Raw genomic sequence first — 17,042 nt, forward strand, 5'->3', positions numbered from 1 at the left:
GTGGACGACAAGGCAGCGCAGGCGCCGTCGGGCGTCTCCGGTTCGGCGCCCCCCGCGATCGTGGTGATGGGCGTCGCCGGCTGCGGCAAGTCGGCCGTCGGAACCGCTCTGGCGGAGGCGTTGGGCGCGATCTTCATCGAGGGCGACAGGCTGCATCCGCCGGAGAATGTCGCCCGCATGGCAAGCGGCGAGCCGCTCACCGACCAGCTGCGCGAAGGCTGGCTCGACGCGATCGGCGAGCGCATCGTCGTGTCGGTCGGCCAAGGGCAGGGCGTGGTCGCTGCCTGCTCGGCGCTGAAGCGCAGCTACCGCGAACGGCTGCGCGGCTTCCGCCGCGACATCGTCTTCCTTTACCTCGAGATCGATCCGGCGACGGCGAGCGAGCGGGTCGCCGGCCGCAAGGGCCATTTCATGCCGGCAAGCCTGGTCGACAGCCAATTCGCCATCCTCGAGCCGCCGGGAATGGATGAGCAGGCGTTGACGCTCGATGCGACGCGCCCGGTCGCCGAACTCGTCACGGATGTGACCCGTTTGCTGCGCCGGTCATGAGCCTTCATCGGCACCGACGCTGTGTCGACCCTCGGTCAGGCGTTGGCGACGGGACCACGACATCATCTGCTCGGGGCAATGCTTGAGTGCCTGCAGCAGACAATCACGCTTGAGCAGGATGTAGCTTGCCTGCAGGACCGTGTTCTTGGCTCCATCCCTAGTCATATCCGTTGGCGGGTTCGCGGGCACCAGCTCGGGGCTCAGGACGGCCCGGTACTGGCTGAAGGGGGCCTCTTCGAAGGTCGACATGGCAAACAGCGCCGCCTTGCCCCTGGCGGCGAAATTCGCCGGGGCCGAGGCAAGATGCGTCCAGCCGCTGTCGCCCAGAGCGACCTCGGTGAAGGTCGAGCCGGCGTGGATGTTGTTGGTCATCAGCACCACGCCATTCTCCTTCAAGACCTTCTGGATGCGGATGGTGAGCTGATAGACATCGTCGCGGTCGAAGACGAGGCGACCCTTCAGGAACCGGTTCTCGACATTGACCAGCGGCGGGTTCAGGAAGCGCAGGCCGAACGAAGACTCGGAAACTCCATGCGCGTTGACGCTCACCTGATAGGCCCCGATGCCGGCCTCGTGCAGGGCGCGCTTGCCGAAGATGGTCTGCGAGGTGAACTGATCGCACCAGATCATGGCGCCGTGGCCGCGTCGCAAGGCGGCCCGCAGTCCCTCGAGCCCTTCCAGCCGGGTCGTTGGCGACCAGCGTCTGGCGACCAGATGCGCGGCAAGCTGCAGGCGGCGGCGATGGCGCGCTGCAAGCAAGGCCTCGAACAGGCCGCGCGCATCGATATCATCGCCAAGCACTGCGTGGACGGCTTCGGCGTAGGGTGAGAACTCCTTGCGCAGATGCCGCTTTAGGCCAAGTCTGGACACGAGCTGGCAGACCGGCGCCCACCAGCGTATGGGCAAAGCCGCCGCGACCACGAGATACAGGATGGCCAGCAGGCTTTCGCGAGGGTCCCTGTTGGAGAAACGGCGCGGCCTGCCTGGGCGGATCAGCTTGCGGCTGAAGAAGCGCACATCCTCCGCCCGTTCCGGAACGCGAACGTCGGCGATGATGTCAATGCGGAAGGCGGCCGCGGACGGCGGCTTGCGGTTGCGGGACTTTGCGAACCACGACAGCCTCATCGGTCCAGCCTGTTGTTCAAGACCGCTTTACTGCGTCGATATGGGTCGCGCAACCGCGATAGCGAATGCCGCGCATCAGGCCGTGGCCTAGATCTGCGACGTCAACTCGACCGGGAAATCATCGTTGTCGGCATCGCGCATGGCAGCGAGGCTGCGGTTGTCCAGCACCTCGGCGATCGCCTGGCGCACCTCCAGCATCATGTGCCGGACCTGGCAGGTCGCCTCGTCGCAATCCTCGCAACGCTGGTACTGCGTACGGCTGGCGCAGGGTATCGGCGCCAGCGGCCCGTCGAGGACGCGCACGACATGGCCGATCTTGATCTCGGAGGCCGGGCGGGCGAGGCGGTAGCCGCCTTCCTTGCCCTTGCGGCTCTGGACGAAGCCGGCATTGCGCAATTCGCCCAGGATGGCATCGAGGAATTTCTTCGGGATGTTGTTGGCGACCGCGATGTCGTTGACGAAGGCCAATTGGCCGACCGGAAGACTGGAAAGATGAACGAGGGCCTTGAGGCCGTATTTGCCTTTTTTTGTCAGCATGCCCTGATCAACCCATTGAAGCCCCAACCACCCGCATCTGGCGGCTGTTTGTGTGCAAATAATGACGGTATCGCCGCGCGACAGTATTTGGCGACAACAAGACGCCAAATGGCACGTTAGGCACAAACGCGTTGATTCTTTGTAACGTTTTGCACGAAGGTCGCCGATATTGTGCTGGAAACCGGCTCGCCGGCGCAAAAACGAAAAAGCCGGCAAGGCGCCGGCTCTTTCATCGCGTTCAGATCCTGTAACCGTCAGCGGCTGCCATAGGCCTGGTCGAGCAGGCCGCCGGCCGCGAAGTGTTCTTTCTGGATCTTGTCCCAGCCGCCGAACACATCTTCCACTGTCAGCAGGCGGATATCGGGGAAATCGGCCTTGTATTTGGCGGCCACGGCCGCATCGCGGGTCCGCAGGCCGTTGCGGGCGGCGATATCCTGGCCTTCGGGCGTGTAGAGGAAGTCGAGATAGGTCTTGGCCAGATCGCGCGTGCCGTGCTCGTCGGCGACCTTGTCGACGATCGCAACCGGGAATTCGGCAAGCAGGCTGACCGAAGGCGTGACCTGCTCGAACTTGTCGTCGCCATACTCCTTGCGGATGCCGCGTGTTTCGGACTCGAAGGTGATCAGCACGTCCCCGATCTCGCGCTGCACGAAGGTGGTGGTCGCGGCGCGGCCGCCAGTGTCGAAGATCGGCACGTTGTTGAACAGCTTGGCGATGAACTCCTTCACCTTGGCGTCGTCGCCCTTGAAGGCTTCCTTGGCGTAGGCGGTTGCCGCCAGATAGGTGTAGCGCGCATTGCCCGACGTCTTCGGGTTGGGGAAGATCACCTGCACGTCGTCGCGCACCAGATCATTCCAGTCCTTGATGTGCTTGGGGTTGCCCGCGCGGACGAGAAACGAAGGCAGCGAATAGAAAGGCGAGGCGTTGTCGGGAAAGTCCTTCTGCCAGTCGGCCGAGACGAGGTTCTTCTTGACCAGAAAATCGACGTCGGTGACCTGATTGAAGGTGACGACATCGGCGCCGAGGCCTTCGGCGATGGCGCGCGCCTGCGCCGAGGTGCCGGCATGCGACTGGTCGATGGCGACGCCCGGATGTTTCTCGACGAAGGCCTTGTTGACCTGGGCGAACAGTTCGCGGCCAACATCATAGGAGGCGTTGAGCAGCTTGTCGGCCGACCACGCTTGGGAGGATGCGAGGAACAGGCCGGCGACGGTGGCAACGCCAAGGAAAAATCGCTTCATGAAAACAGGCTCCGATGCAATGCGGTAATAGCCCGACCATAGCCGCGACGCACGGTGCGCGGCGAGGCATGCGAGGCGACCGATGGCATTGCTGTGCGAAAATACATCGTCAGAAACGCCTTTCATTGGAATTCTGTTCCAGTCAGCCCCCTCTTGCCTTCGGTTTCTACCTTCTTGCATTGCAGCGTCGGGCAGCATTTACAAATGGCATACAAGGAGGCAATCATGCCCCGGCATGGTCATTCAACAACGCCACCGAAGGAGGCGAAACTGTCCCGCAACAACTGCGGCCAGGCGGTGCGCATTCCTGTCGAGTTCGGGCTGCCCGGCGGTAAGGTTATGGTCAGTCGCGAAGGCAACCGCCTTGTCAAAGCCGGGCTTACCGCGCTGCTCGCCCAATGGGCGAAAGAGCCACCGCTCGGCCCTGAAGACGACTTTCCCGCGATTAACGATCCGCCTGTGCACAATAGCGCCTGACCCTAGGGATCAAGCGGCCGGGAACAGCTTCCAACGCCCCGGCCGGAAAGCCACCCGGCTCTTCTGCGCCGCCGGGTGATCGACCGGCAACTCGATCTCGACCCGCCGGCGTTCGCCGCCGATCTCGAGCTCGACGCGCCGCGTGCCGGCGACGCGGCGGCTGGCGGCCACCGTGCCGGCGATACAGCCGCTGCAGCCGTCCAGCAGTTCGACATCGTGCGGGCGGAAATAGAGCGTCGCCTCGCCTTTTGGCGCGTGCGGCGCGGCAAGACCGATCGGACGGTCGGCGAGCCAGATCTCGCCGTTCTCGACCTTGACGGGGAGCGAGCTCGATTCGCCGATGAAGCCGTAGACGAAGGGCGAGTTCGGCGTGTCGTAGATGTCGTCGGCGGTGCCGACCTGCTCGATGCGGCCCTGGCTCATCACCACGACGCGGTCGGCAAGCTCCAGCGCCTCTTCCTGGTCGTGGGTGACGAAGACGGTGGTGTGGCCGGTGGCATCATGGATCTCGCGCAGCCAACGGCGCAGTTCACGCCGCACCTGCGCATCGAGGGCGCCGAACGGCTCGTCGAGCAAGAGCACCTTGGGCTCGATCGCCATGGCGCGTGCCAGCGCCACCCGCTGGCGCTGGCCGCCGGAGAGTTGTGCCGGATAGCGCTTTTCCAGGCCCGAGAGCTGGACGAGATCGAGAAGCTCGGAGGCGCGGCGGCGGATTTCCCGCGCCGGCGGCCGCGATGGCCCGTGCCGGACCTTGAGGCCGAAGCCGATATTGTCGGCCACCGTCATGTGCCGGAACAGCGCATAGTGCTGGAAGACGAAGCCGACATTGCGCTCCTGGATCGATCTCTGCGAGGCGTCCTCGTCGCCGAAGAAGATCTTTCCCCGCGTCGGCCGCTCCAGCCCGGCGATCAGCCTGAGCAGCGTCGTCTTGCCGGAGCCGGACGGCCCCAGCAACGCGATCAACTCGCCCGACTTGATGTCGAGCGACACGTCGTGGAGCGCGGGAAACCGCTCGAATTCCTTGCGCACATTGGCAACGCGAACTTCCATCAACAGCCCCTTTGTAATGGATGCATGTCTTCAGCCCAAAACCGGTTCCCACTTTTGGGCGACATATCTTTTGGTTCATGCATGTCGTTGCCCCAAAACCGGATTCCACTTTTGGGCGACATGCATTGTCAATGCCCGCGCGTCGCGGCGAGTTCGGCGCCGTAGCGCATCTCGAGCAGTGTTTTCAAGACCAGCGTGACCAGCGCCAGCCCGGCCAGCAACGAGGCGACGGCGAAGGCGCCGACAGCGTTGTACTCGTTGTAGAGGATTTCGACATGCAGCGGCATGGTGTTGGTCAGGCCGCGTATATGGCCCGACACCACCGACACCGCGCCGAATTCGCCCATGGCGCGCGCATTGCACAACAGCACGCCATAGAGCAGGCCCCATTTGACGTTCGGCAAGGTGACGAACCAGAAGGTCTGCCAGCCATTGGCGCCGAGCGAAAGCGCTGCCTCCTCATCGCCATTGCCCTGTTCCTGCATCAGCGGGATCAGCTCGCGGGCGACGAACGGGAAGGTGACGAAGACGGTGGCCAGCACAATGCCCGGCACGGCGAACAGGATCTGGATGCCATGTCCCTTCAGCCACTCGCCGAGCAACCCTTGCGCGCCGAACAAAAGCACATAGACCAGGCCCGAGATCACCGGCGAGACCGAGAAGGGCAGGTCGATCAGCGTGGTCAGGAAGGCCTTGCCCTTGAATTCGAACTTGGCGATCGCCCAGGCGGCGGAGATGCCGAAGACGACATTGAGCGGCACCGAGATCGCGGCGACCAGCAATGTCAGGTGGATGGCCGAGCGCGCATCCGCTTCGCCCAGGGCCTGCGTATAGGCACCGACGCCTTTCGCCAGCGCCTCATGGAAGACGATGATCAGCGGCAAGAGCAGGAAGACGCCGAGGAAGGCAAAGGCGATCGCCATCAGCACGGCCTGCGCCGGGCGGCTTTCGGTCACCGCCGCCGAGCGGCTCTCATGGTAGGGTTCCCAGGATTTGATTTCGGGATCAGCCATAGCGCTTGCGGCTCCATGTCTGCACCAGATTGACGACCAGAAGCATGACGAACGACAGAGCCAGCATGATCGCCGCGATCGCGGTCGCCGCCGGATAGTTGTATTCCTCGAGCCGGATGACGATCAAAAGCGGCGCGATCTCGGATTTGTAAGGCAAATTGCCGGCGATGAAGATGACCGAGCCGTATTCGCCGACGCCGCGGGCAAAGGCCAGCGAAAAGCCGGTGATGATGGCCGGCGCCAGGCCCGGGAACAGCACGCGGGTGATGATCTGGAAGCGGCTGGCGCCAAGCGTGGCGGCGGCTTCCTCGACCTCCTTGTCGATCTCTTCCATGATCGGCTGCACGGTGCGCACGACGAAGGGCAGGCCGATGAAGACCAGGGCGATGACGATGCCGAGCGGCGTGTAGGCGACCTTGATGCCGAGCGGCATCAGGAGCTTGCCGATCCAGCCGTTCGGCGCATAGAGCGTGGTCAGCGCGATGCCGGCGACCGCGGTCGGCAGGGCGAAGGGCAGGTCGACCATGGCATCGACGATGCGGCGGCCGGGAAAGCGGTAGCGCACCAGCACCCAGGCGACCAGCGTGCCGAAGACGACATTGACGATCGCCGCGACAAAGGCGGTGCCGAAGCTGATCTCCAGCGCGTTGATGGTGCGGCGGTCGGTGGCGATCGCCCAGAAATCGGTCCAGCCAAGCGCGGCCGAGCGCCAGATCAGCCCGGACAGCGGGATGAGGATGATGAGGGTGAGGTAGGCAAGCGACAAGCCGAGCGTCAATCCGAAACCCGGAATGACGCTCGGCTGCCTGAACCGCCACCCCGCCTGCGCGGGTGCTGTGGTCATGGAGTTCTGGATCGTCCCTTCTTACTCAGCCAGACTTCGAAGAAGCCCATTCGCGGGCTTCTTCGGCACTACCGAACCTCACTGGGCCGGCTTGTAGATCTGGTCGAATATACCACCGTCGCCGAAATGATAAGGCTGTGCCTTCTTCCAGCCGCCGAAAAGCGGATCGTCGATGGAGATCAGCTTGATATCGGGGGTCTTGGGCAGATCCGCCGGCGCCACCAGTTCGGGCTTGGCCGGACGATAATGGTTCTTGGCGATGATGGTCTGGCCTTCCTTGGAATAGAGCCAGCCGAGATAGGCTTCGGCGACCTTGCGCGTGCCCTTGGCATCGACATTGGCATCGACGATCGCCACCGGCGGCTCGGCCAGGATCGATGTCGGCGGATAGACGATCTCGAAATTGTCGGCGCCGAACTCATCGAGCGCCAGATAGGCGTCGTTTTCCCAGCCGATCAGCACGTCGCCGATGCCCTTTTGCGCGAAGGTCACGGTCGAGCCGCGCGCGCCGGTGTCGAGCACCGGGGCATTGGCATAGAGCTTGCCGACGAATGCCTTGGTTTTGGCTTCGTCGCCGCCATCGTTGGCGTTGGCGTAAGCCCAGGCCGCCAGATAGTTCCAGCGGGCGCCGCCGGAGGTCTTGGGGTTGGGCGTGATCACCTGGGTGCCGTCCTTGACGAGGTCGTTCCAGTCGTGGATGCCCTTGGGATTGCCCTTGCGGACCAGGAAGATGATGGTCGAGGTGTAGGGCGCCGAATTGTTTTCGAATTTCTTGCGCCAGTCGGGATTGATCTTCTTCGACTTCGAGGCGATGGCGTTGATGTCGCCCTCGAGCGCCAGCGTCACCACATCGGCCTCGAGGCCGTCGATCACGGCGCGCGCCTGGGCGCCCGATCCGCCATGCGACTGCTGGATGGTGACCGTCTCGCCGGTCTCGGCCTTCCAGTGCGCGACGAAGGCCTCGTCATAGGCCTTGTAGAGCTCGCGTGTCGGATCGTAGGACACGTTGAGAATGGTGGTGTCGGCAAACGCGAAACCGAGCGTGCCGAACTGGACAGATGCGGCGACCAGTACGCCGAGCAGTTTCTTGAAATGAGGTTTGGTCATTTCTGCCTCCGTTGAACCCGCGCCAAATCTACCGAATTGATAGAAATTAGATGCATTGAATGTTGCCTTTTTCGTCCTCCTGGAGAAAATATTAGATGAGATTTCGGGCTGCGGAGAAATTTCTTCCTCTCGACGCTCAAGGCCCTCTGATCCCCGCCATCCGGCTATCTAGAGATGCATGGTGGCTAGGCAAGAGCGCTTTGGACGATCCGGCAAGTTACCTGGCGCTGACCGGAAAATCGAAGCGCTGGATCGGGAATGGTTCATTCGCCAACGTAAAGTGCCACCATTCGCGGGCATAGTTCTTGAAGCCGCCGGCGCGCATGGCATCGACAAGCAATTTGCGGTTTGCCGCCGCTTCGCGGCCGAGCGGGCGGTGCGACGTCTCGCTCAACGGATCGAAACAATCGAAGCCGGTGCCGAAATCGAGTGTAACCGCATCGATGGCGCCGCAGGCCGGTTTCGACGCGGACGGACCGTCGGCTCGCGCGATGGCGACGTCGAGCGTCGAGCCACGCGAATGGCTGGACAGTTCACCGACATAGCCCTTGGCGATGAGGTCGCTACGCTTGAGCTTCGGATACCATTGCGGATCGGGTGGTCCGCCCTCTCTGGTCCATTTGCCCATGTCTGTGACGGCCTGCGCCGGGCGGTAGCAGTCGAAGACGACCAGCGTCAGGCCATCGGCGGCAATTGCCTTCTGGACGCCGGAGAGTGCGTTTGCTGCCTGTTCGGTCAGGATGCAGACGGGCGCTTCATAGCCGCTCGCCTTGCGGTGAAGGAAGTTCTCGTGGCCGGCGTAGCGGATGTCCTGGCCGATGGTGGGATCGACATCGGCGAGCCGGACGAAACCAGCGGGGAGGGGGCCGGCGTGTGCGGGGAGAGGGATTGTCGCGACGAGGATTGCTGCCAGCATTGAGGCTACTGGCAGTCGAGGCTTGGGCGAGGCGCCCCCCTCTGTCCTGCCGGACATCTCCCCCGCAAGGGGGGAGATTGGCAGCTTTGGCGTCTTGCTCAACCATCGATAATTGGCGAAAGCGGCAAGGACATCCAATCTCCCTCCTTGAGGGGGAGATGTCCGGCAGGACAGAGGGGGGCGCCTCGCGACTAGCATCAGAAGGTATATCTCGCTATTCGCTGAGTTTTCAGAAGACCAATTCTATGAATCGTTTGGCTCGGTCTATTCAACGAATACCTTCACACTCGCCGCCCGCCCCGCCGCGTCGATCACGGTCAGCGTCGAATAACCAGCGCCGTCCGGTTGCCAGGTCGCGGTGCGGCGGCGGTCGATGCCCACCAGCGGTTTGCCGTTGGCCAGCCAGCGGAACGGCGCGCGGCCGCCCTGCAGTTTCAGCACCAGCGGCGATGCATCGGCCGAGTTGGTGCCGAGATCGACGCGCGCGCCATTCGGCGGGAAGATGATGGTCGGCGCTGGTTCGGTCGGTGCCGCCTGCACCAGGCCGTCCGCGCCGGCTCCGAAGCGGGCGAGCGTCACCGGCAGATCCTCGCGCTTGGGGCTGAAAACGCCCGGCGGCTTGCCCGGCAACGGCACCGTGGCAAGGCCCGAGCGGACAAAGCCTTCGAACAGGATGGGAGCCGCCGAGACGTAGCCGGAGAGGCCCGGTACCGCGCCGGCATCGGGCCGGCCGACCCAGACGCCCAGCACATAGCGGCCGTCGAAGCCCACCGACCAGGCGTCGCGGTAGCCGTAGGAGGTGCCGGTCTTATAGGCGATGCCGCGCTGCAAGGCGCCCTCGGGCGGCTTGACGCTGGACAATATGTCGATGATCTGCCAGTTCGCCTGGTCGTTGAGGATGGTGGTGGTCGCGCTTTCGGCATTGGCCGGCTCGGTGCCGTCACGCAACGTGTGCGTCTTGCCGCCATTGGCGAGCCCCGTATAGAGCTGGACCAGATCGCGGAGCGTGACGCCAACGCCGCCGAGGCCGATGGCCAGGCCCGGCGCCTGGTTGACCGGCAGGATGGGGTTCACGCCGGCCTGGCGGAAGCGCGCCGTCAGCCGCGCCGGCCCGACCGCATCGAGCACACGGATCGCCGGCACGTTGAGCGACAGTTGCAGCGCCTGGCGGATGCTGACATCGCCCTGGTAACCCATGTCGAAGTTCTTCGGCCGGTAGCCGCCGAAATCGACCGGGCTGTCCTCGATCAGCGTTTCCTGCGCCACCAGCCCCTGCTCGAAGGCAAGGCCATAGATGAATGGCTTCAGCGTCGAACCGGGCGACCGCACGACCTTGGTCATGTCGATCCAGCCGGAGCGGCTGGCGTCGAAGAAATTGGCCGAGCCGACTTCGCCCAGAATGTCGCCGGTGCGGGCATCGGCCAGCACCATGGCGACGGAGAGACGCGGGCCGAGCCTGGTGGCGGCATCCCTGGCCACCTGTTCCAGGCCTTCCTGCACGCTTTTGCGGATCGTCAGTTTCAGCGGCTGGCCGGGAACCGCCTTGGGCAGCAGCGCATAGGCGGCATGCGCGGCGAGCGCCGGCAAGGTGCGGCGCAGGCCCGACACATCGTCCAAAGCGGCGCGCGCGGCCTCGCGTTCACCGAGCAGCCCCGACGAGACCATGCGGGTCAGCACGCGGTCGCGGGCGGCGTGGGCAATCCCGAGGTTGCGATCGGGCCGTCGCTTTTCCGGCAATTGAGGAAGGGCGACGAGCAGGGCGGCCTCGGAAACGCTCAGCCGCTTCGGCTCCTTGCCGAAATAGGCGAGCGAGGCGGCGCGCACCCCTTCGAGGTTGCCGCCATAGGGTGCCAGCGTGAGATAGCGTTCGAGGATCTCGCGCTTGGACAGCCGCCGCTCGATCTGGATGGCGCGCAGCATCTGCTTGATCTTGGAGCCAAGGCTGCGGCTTTCGCGCGGCTCGATCAGCCGGGCAAGCTGCATCGACAGCGTCGAGCCGCCGGAGACGATGTGGCCGCTGGTGGCGAACTGGCCGGCGGCACGCGCCAGCGCCAGCACGTCGATACCCTCATGGTCCCAGAAACGCTTGTCCTCATAGGTCACCAGCATATCGACGAACTGCTTGTCGACCTGGTCGAGCCGGGTTTCGAGCCGCCAGTAGCCGTCCGGCGTGGCGAAGGCGCGCAACAGCTGGCCGTCGCGGTCCTGGACTTCTGTGGAGACCGTGAGTTCCGCCGGGAGTGGGGGCGGGAAGGCGCGGTCGAGTTCCCAGAGGGTGGCTGCGGCGAGAGCGAGGACGCCGGCGCAGGAAGCTGCGGCGATGGCGGTGCGGCGGACGAATTTTCTTGAGAGCATGGCGCTGCCCCTCATCCGCCTGCCGGCACGACGGCCCTTCGGGCGTTCGCCGTTCGAAAAGCCAAGCAATTGGCTTTTCGTCCGCTGCGCGGACCACGGCTCACCTCCCCGTATAGAGACGGGGAGAAGGACGCTGTCATGAGCGCAATCGCCATTTTCATGATCGCCACCATCGGCGCCTTACGGCGCCTTGATCTCCATCATGCCGGTGGCGGTGCGGGCCGAATATTGCGGCCGGTACATGTCCTCCACCGTTGCGGCCGGATGGGCGTAGGTGCCCGGCGTCACGGCGCGCACGACATAGGCGAGCGTCAGATTGTGGTCGTGGTCGCCGTCGGCCGGATTGAATGCCGCGACGAAACGGTCGTCGCGGAATTCGAGGTGGGCGGCGTCGGTCTGTGCGAGCCAGGAGAAGTTCGACAATTGCGCGCTGGAGACCAGGCCGGGATTGTCGATCTCGAAGCCGGCCGGCAGAAGGTCGGTGACCAGCAGGCGCGACGGCCAGCTGTTCTGTTCGGTGACCTTGAGCACGACGACATAGCGTTCGTTCTGGGTGGCCTCGGTGACATTGGCTTCGGTGCCATCGAGTTTGTAGTAGGTGCGGCTGACGGTGAAGCCGTCGCCGCCGGCCGGCAGAGGTTCGATCGGCGACGCCACGGTGGTGACGACGGCCTGCAGCGGGGTCGTGCCGGTGTTGGCGATTTCGAGCGGGCTGTCGGCCAGCTCGGAGCCGTTGACCTGGTTGGAGTAGCCGCCCGAATGCGGCGCACCATTGACGGTCAGCGTGATCGAATCATTGCCCTCCTTCAGCGCGCGGGCCGCCAGCAGCATCCAGGAATCGTCCTGGGTGCTGGTCCAGCGGGCTTCGGCGCGTTCCCTGGTCACCAGCCTGATCAGCTCGGGCACGATCGTCGACACCGGTTTCGATTCCGCCGCCAGCGCCAGCATCGCCGCGCCGTCACGCAATGGCGAGCCGTAATCGGAGCGGTAGTAGTCGTAGTCGGTCGCCGACTTGGCGAGCTGCAGCGCGGTCTTGAACGTCGCTTCCGAGCGCTGGGTGTCGCCGTAGAGCGCCAGGCTCGCCGCCAGCTGGGCAACGGCCATCGGGCTCGAGAAGGCTTCGAGCTGGGTATCCGCGTAGTAGCGCAGGTCGCCGATCGAGGCTTTCTTGTTGCGGGCCAGGACGTAGAGGGCGTAGGCGATCTCGCTGCCGCGGTCCTGTACGCTCTGGTCGTAGCCGAGCGAGTTCTGCAGATTGCTCAGCGCCTGGTTCATGGCCAGCGCCGGCACGTCGTATTTCTGCTCGCGCGCCCTGGTCAGGAACTCGCTGACATAGGCGTCGAGCCACAGATCACCGGAGCCAGGACCCCAAAGGCCGAAGCTGCCGCTCGAGGACTGATAGCTCAGGACCTTGTAGATGGCATCCTGGATGCGGCCATGCAGATCGGGGTCGCTTTGCATGCCGATGCCCGATGCCATGTCATTGACATAGAGAAGCGGCATGGCCCGGCTGGTCGTCTGCTCGGCGCAGCCATAGGGGTAGCGGTCGAGCGTCATCAAGAGCGAGGGCACGTCGAAGGCCGCGGCTTGAGAAACGCCAACGCTGACGGAAGCGCCGTCGAGCAGGCTTGCCGCCAACAGTTCCTTGTCGACGCGCAGCGCGCCGCCATTGCCCTTGAGGTCGACCACGAGGCGTGTGGTGATAGGCAATTGCGCCGGACGCACCGGCACATAGAGCGTCTGCTCGACCTTGGTGCCGTCGGCATGGGCGAGCTTGATGGTAAGCGAGGCGTTGCCTGCCGTCTTTGCGATCAGCGGCACGGTCAGCGTCTGGCGCTTGCCCTGGGCGAGCGTCAGCTTCTGGGGCAGGGGCTTGTCGCCGGTCGACAGGTCGCCTGTCGTGTCGATCGACAGCGCATAGTCACCGGCCGGGCCGTCGGTGTCGGCCACGTCGAGCCGCATGACGGCGTCATCGCCAGGCGCCAGGAAGCGCGGCAGGCCGGCGGTGATGACTATGGGATCGCGCACGATGACATCCGACTGGGCCTGACCGACCGCATCCTTGGTCCAGGCGACGGCCATGACGCGCACGGTGCCGTTGAACTGCGGGATGTCGAAGTCGATCCGTGCCTTGCCGTCGGCGTCGAGCTCGACCGGGCCGGAGAAGAAGGCAACCAGCTTTTCAGTGGGCGGGCTGCCTTGCGCTTGCATGTTGGCGCCGTCACCGCCGGTCCTGAGCTTGCCGGTGGTGCCCAGCGAGCCGTCGATCAGGCGACCATAGATGTCACGGATTTCCATGCCCAGCATGCGCTGGCCGAAGAACCAGTTCTCGGGATCCGGCGCCTTGTAGTTGGTCAGGTTGAGGATGCCGACATCGACGGCGGCAACCATGACATAGGCATTGCTGCCTGGCTGCACGCCGGCCACGGAAACCGGAATCGACAGCTGCTGGCGCGGCATGGTCTTGTCCGGCGGCGTCAAGGTGATGGCGAGCTTCTTCGAGCCCGGATCGACCTTCAGCCATTTCACGCCGATGGCGCGGGCCGGCATGCGCGTTTCCTGCGCATCGCCCGGCCGGAACAGGGTTGCCGTGACATAGGCACCGGCACCCCAGTCGTCGCCGACCGGGATGTCGACGGTGCTGCCGCCGGCCGGCACGGTCGCCGTGATGGTCTTCAAGAGCTTGTCGGAACCAATGTTGATCAGGAGCTCGCCGGCAAAATGCGGCGAGATTTTCAGCTTGGCCACTTCGCCGGCGGCATAATTGTCCTTGTCGAGGGCCATTTCCAGGCCGTCGGGGGTTTCGGTGGTGGTCGAGGCGACATACCAGCCGGCGTCGAATTCGTAGCTGGTCGCCGGTCCCTCGGGATCCGAGGTCTCGACTTCGAGCCTGTATTGGCCCCAGTCCACCGGTACGGAGACCGTGGCGTCGCCATCGGCGCCGAGGTCGACCTGGCCGTTGGCGATCGACTTGGTGAAGGTGACCGGCTCGTAGTTCCACGAATTGTTGGAGCGGTACCACTGGTAATTGCGTTCGACCTTGACCAGCGTCCACTGCGCGCCTTTCAGCGCCTCGCGCTTGCCGTCCGGATCGACGGCGATCAGGCTGAACTTCGCAGTGCCACCCTGAGGCACTTCACCATCGGTGAAATCCGGCCGGATGCCGATCATATGGCCTTGCGGGCGGATGCCGATGTTGAGCGAGCGCTCGATGGCACGGCCGCCGGTTTCGCGCATGCGCACCGTCACCTTGCCGTCGACCAGCTTGGTGGTCGATGGCAATTGATCGACGGAGACCGGGAAGGTCGCCTTGCCGTCATCGCCAACCACCGGCAGACCGGTGAGCGGCGTGACCGTGGGCTCGGCCGACTGCTCGTCGGCGAGGCCGAAGGCAAAGTCGGGGAAGCGGTCCCAGTCGCGGGACGTCGACAGCGTCAGTTCGCCTTCCAGCGCCAGCCCCGCCGCCGGCGCGCCATAGAGGAAGCGGCCGTCGATGTTGATGTTGGCGGTTTCGCCCTGCGCGATCTCCTGCTTGTCGGCCTTCATGTCGAATTCGATGCGATCCGGCACGAAATCCTCGACCAGGAACATCTGGCTGGCGACCGCCGGCTGCTTGGGATCGGTGTAGATCGACACCGACCAGGTGCCGCGCATGGCGTTGGGTTCGAGCGGCAGGTCGACGGCATGGCCGCCGGCCGAGGCGCCGTCGCTGACGATGCGTCGGTCCTCGACGCCGTCAGGGCGCGAGAAGATGAAGGTCAGCGGCAGGTTCTCGACCGCCTTGGCGGCGCCGTCGCGGGCAAGGGCGGCGACATGGACATCCTCGCCGGCGCGGTAGATGCCGCGTTCGGTCCAGGCATAGACGTCGAGCGCGCCGGGCGCGGCGCGTCCGGTGACGCCGCGATCCGACAGGTCGAAGCCGGCCTTGGACATGTCGAGGAAGACGAAATCATTGTCGCCCTGCTTGGCCATCAGCACTGCCGGCACCATGCCGCCGTCGCCGCGGGTCAGGCCGGGGTTGAAGACGGCATGGCCGTCGGCATCGGATGTCGCGGTGCCGAGAACCTCGTTGTTTCGGGCAACCAGCGTCAGTTCGGCGCCTGCTATCGGCTTGGCACTGCCCAGCGAGCGGGTAAAGACATTGAGACCGTCCTGGCCGGTATAGGTCGACAGGCCGATGTCGGAGACGACGAACCACTGCGTGGCCATCGAACCATAGTCGTCGCTCTTGTCGTTGACGGCCTGGGCGGTCAGCACATAGACGCCGGGCTTGCGTTGTGGCAGCGCCTCATCGACCGGGAAGGAAGTGGTGACCTCCTTGTTGAGGTCGTTGGAGATGTCGAGCTGGCCCTGCCAGACCGGCGCGCCCATCTGCTCGGAAATGTTGGAGATGTCATAGCCGTCGAGCTGGTGCAGGAACTGGTAGCCCGACAGAAGCTGCGCCAACGACCGGTCGCCGACGCGATAGAGCTTCATCTCGGCGGCGTTCATGTTGACGGTGACGACCGGGATGCCGCGGCGCGCGCCGGCCGGCAGCACGAAGCTGTCGCCGGTGAAGCGAGCGGACGGAGCGCGGTCCTGCACATAGATCGACAGCACCACGGGGGCGGCGGTTACTTCGCCTATCGCCGCCGGCAGGCCGGCGCGGAAGGTGACATCGTAGTGCTGGCCGTGTTCGAGGCCTTCGACGCAGATCTGCTTGTCCTTGGCCTCGACGCCCTTTGGCGGGGCGTTGTCGACGGTGACGAACTGCGCGTAGTCGACGCCGGTCTTGACCAGATCCTCGGAAAACTGAGCGCAGATGCGCGGCGCGCTGGTGTCGGCATCGACACTGTGGTCGACGACGCGGAAACCCTTGCGCGCCTTGAGGTCGGCATACTCCGCCTGGACCGCCGGCGAGGCGATCAGCGCAAGACTGGCTTCATAGGCCTGCAGGGCGGGGCGGTAGAGATCGCGCTTGTCGAGGCCGTTGCCGAGCAGCGCCAGCACGTCGGCGCGCGTCTTGGTGGTGCGCAAGAGCTTATAGGCGTTGAAAGCAGCCGACGTGCCGTTCATGGGCAAGGTGGAGACTTCCGCGGTGCTGGCCGTGGGCTGCACGGCCAAGGTTTCGCGCGCCAGGTTGAGCCAGAGTTGGCCATCGTCGGGCATCACAGAGACGGCGGCCTCGTATTTCAGCATGGCCGAGCGATGGTCGCCGGTCTGGACGGCCTGTTCGGCGGCCTTCGTCAGTGCCGCCATGCCCTCGGCCGGCTTGTCATAGGCCGGGCCGAGCAGCTTGGTGCGGTATTGCTGGGCCTGGTCGGCCATCCAGTTGGGGAAGAAGGCGAGTTCCGGCGGCGCGCCGATATCGGGGTCGCCGTCGATGTTGACGACCTTGCCGGCGACGGCGCCGCTGAACGGTTTCATCTGGTTGTAGTCGGATTTGAGAAAGCACCATTTGGCCTTGGTGTTGTAGGTGAAAGCGCGGCAGGCCGGATCGCCAAGGCACGTCGTCTTGCATTGGTCGAGCGTGACATTCTGGTCGGACCTGAGATCGAAACCGAAATAGTCGGAATTGTCGGTCGTTGCGATTCTGCGCGCTTCGGCCGCTTGCGCGGGGTCGTTCCAGACGAGGGCATTGCCCCAGGCAAAGAAGAGAAGCAGAAGAATCGACAGACCACGAGCCGCGCGCATTGCCATAACACCCCTCCAGACAATTGCAGACGTCCGGGCATGTTCAAGCTTCAGCCAGGCTTGTCAACGCGCGGACGCGGCAGGTTCCGCCTGCCAACGGTTTATTTTCCGGCCAAGGACCGGTATGCGGGACAGTAATCTCCATAGGACAGGGG

12 protein-coding genes are annotated in these 17,042 nt (G+C 64.5%); 2 read left to right on the forward strand and 10 right to left on the reverse strand.

Annotation, left to right across the window (positions count from 1 at the left end; translation table 11 throughout):
* On the forward strand, window positions 1-549 hold the full coding sequence (locus tag AC0NIH_RS15945; RefSeq protein ID WP_473465231.1) for a gluconokinase: 549 nt from the start codon (window positions 1-3) through the stop codon (window positions 547-549).
* On the opposite strand, the gene AC0NIH_RS15950 is transcribed toward AC0NIH_RS15945, so the two are convergent.
* The 3 genes from AC0NIH_RS15950 to AC0NIH_RS15960 form a co-directional block, all read right to left on the reverse strand.
* Window positions 544-1,674, reverse strand: coding sequence for a hypothetical protein (locus AC0NIH_RS15950; RefSeq protein WP_473465228.1), 1,131 nt, complete (start codon window positions 1,672-1,674; stop codon window positions 544-546). The two genes, AC0NIH_RS15945 and AC0NIH_RS15950, sit on opposite strands and share 6 nt — an antisense overlap.
* An 87-nt stretch (window positions 1,675-1,761) precedes the next feature.
* A complete protein-coding gene (locus tag AC0NIH_RS15955) occupies window positions 1,762-2,211 on the reverse strand; it encodes an RrF2 family transcriptional regulator (RefSeq protein WP_023768256.1) in 450 nt (149 codons plus the stop codon).
* A gap of 254 nt (window positions 2,212-2,465) precedes the next feature.
* Entirely contained in the window at window positions 2,466-3,452 is a 987-nt protein-coding gene (locus AC0NIH_RS15960; RefSeq protein ID WP_473465225.1) for a sulfate ABC transporter substrate-binding protein, read from the reverse strand.
* Window positions 3,453-3,656: 204 nt separating this feature from the next.
* On the opposite strand from AC0NIH_RS15960, the gene AC0NIH_RS15965 reads away from it, so the two are divergent.
* Window positions 3,657-3,929, forward strand: a complete 273-nt coding sequence (locus AC0NIH_RS15965) for an antitoxin (protein ID WP_473562706.1) — start codon at window positions 3,657-3,659, stop codon at window positions 3,927-3,929.
* Between the two features lie 9 nt (window positions 3,930-3,938).
* Here the strand turns inward: AC0NIH_RS15965 and AC0NIH_RS15970 are convergent, their stop codons facing one another.
* The 7 genes from AC0NIH_RS15970 to AC0NIH_RS16000 all read right to left on the reverse strand — a co-directional run bounded on the left by AC0NIH_RS15970 (window position 3,939) and on the right by AC0NIH_RS16000 (window position 16,893).
* Window positions 3,939-4,979 carry a sulfate/molybdate ABC transporter ATP-binding protein gene (locus tag AC0NIH_RS15970; RefSeq protein ID WP_286438321.1) on the reverse strand — a complete coding sequence of 347 codons (1,041 nt, stop codon included), beginning with the start codon at window positions 4,977-4,979 and terminating at the stop codon, window positions 3,939-3,941.
* Window positions 4,980-5,107: 128 nt separating this feature from the next.
* Window positions 5,108-5,992, reverse strand: a complete 885-nt coding sequence (cysW, locus tag AC0NIH_RS15975) for a sulfate ABC transporter permease subunit CysW (RefSeq protein WP_023765210.1) — start codon at window positions 5,990-5,992, stop codon at window positions 5,108-5,110.
* Window positions 5,985-6,836, reverse strand: coding sequence for a sulfate ABC transporter permease subunit CysT (gene cysT / locus AC0NIH_RS15980; RefSeq protein WP_352571176.1), 852 nt, complete (start codon window positions 6,834-6,836; stop codon window positions 5,985-5,987). The genes cysW and cysT overlap by 8 nt, the downstream gene beginning before the upstream one ends.
* A 78-nt stretch (window positions 6,837-6,914) precedes the next feature.
* Window positions 6,915-7,943 carry a sulfate ABC transporter substrate-binding protein gene (locus AC0NIH_RS15985; protein WP_474025247.1) on the reverse strand — a complete coding sequence of 343 codons (1,029 nt, stop codon included), beginning with the start codon at window positions 7,941-7,943 and terminating at the stop codon, window positions 6,915-6,917.
* A gap of 217 nt (window positions 7,944-8,160) precedes the next feature.
* The gene (locus tag AC0NIH_RS15990; protein WP_287272113.1) at window positions 8,161-8,859 is read right to left on the reverse strand and encodes a M15 family metallopeptidase; all 699 of its coding nucleotides are present in this window, start codon (window positions 8,857-8,859) and stop codon (window positions 8,161-8,163) included.
* A 264-nt stretch (window positions 8,860-9,123) separates the two neighbouring features.
* On the reverse strand, window positions 9,124-11,214 hold the full coding sequence (gene pbpC, locus AC0NIH_RS15995; RefSeq protein ID WP_473469195.1) for a penicillin-binding protein 1C: 2,091 nt from the start codon (window positions 11,212-11,214) through the stop codon (window positions 9,124-9,126).
* A 180-nt stretch (window positions 11,215-11,394) separates the two neighbouring features.
* On the reverse strand, window positions 11,395-16,893 hold the full coding sequence (locus AC0NIH_RS16000; protein ID WP_473469197.1) for an alpha-2-macroglobulin family protein: 5,499 nt from the start codon (window positions 16,891-16,893) through the stop codon (window positions 11,395-11,397).
* Between the last annotated feature and the right edge of the window lie 149 nt (window positions 16,894-17,042).

It is taken from the genome of Mesorhizobium sp. WSM1386 (assembly GCF_055901595.1).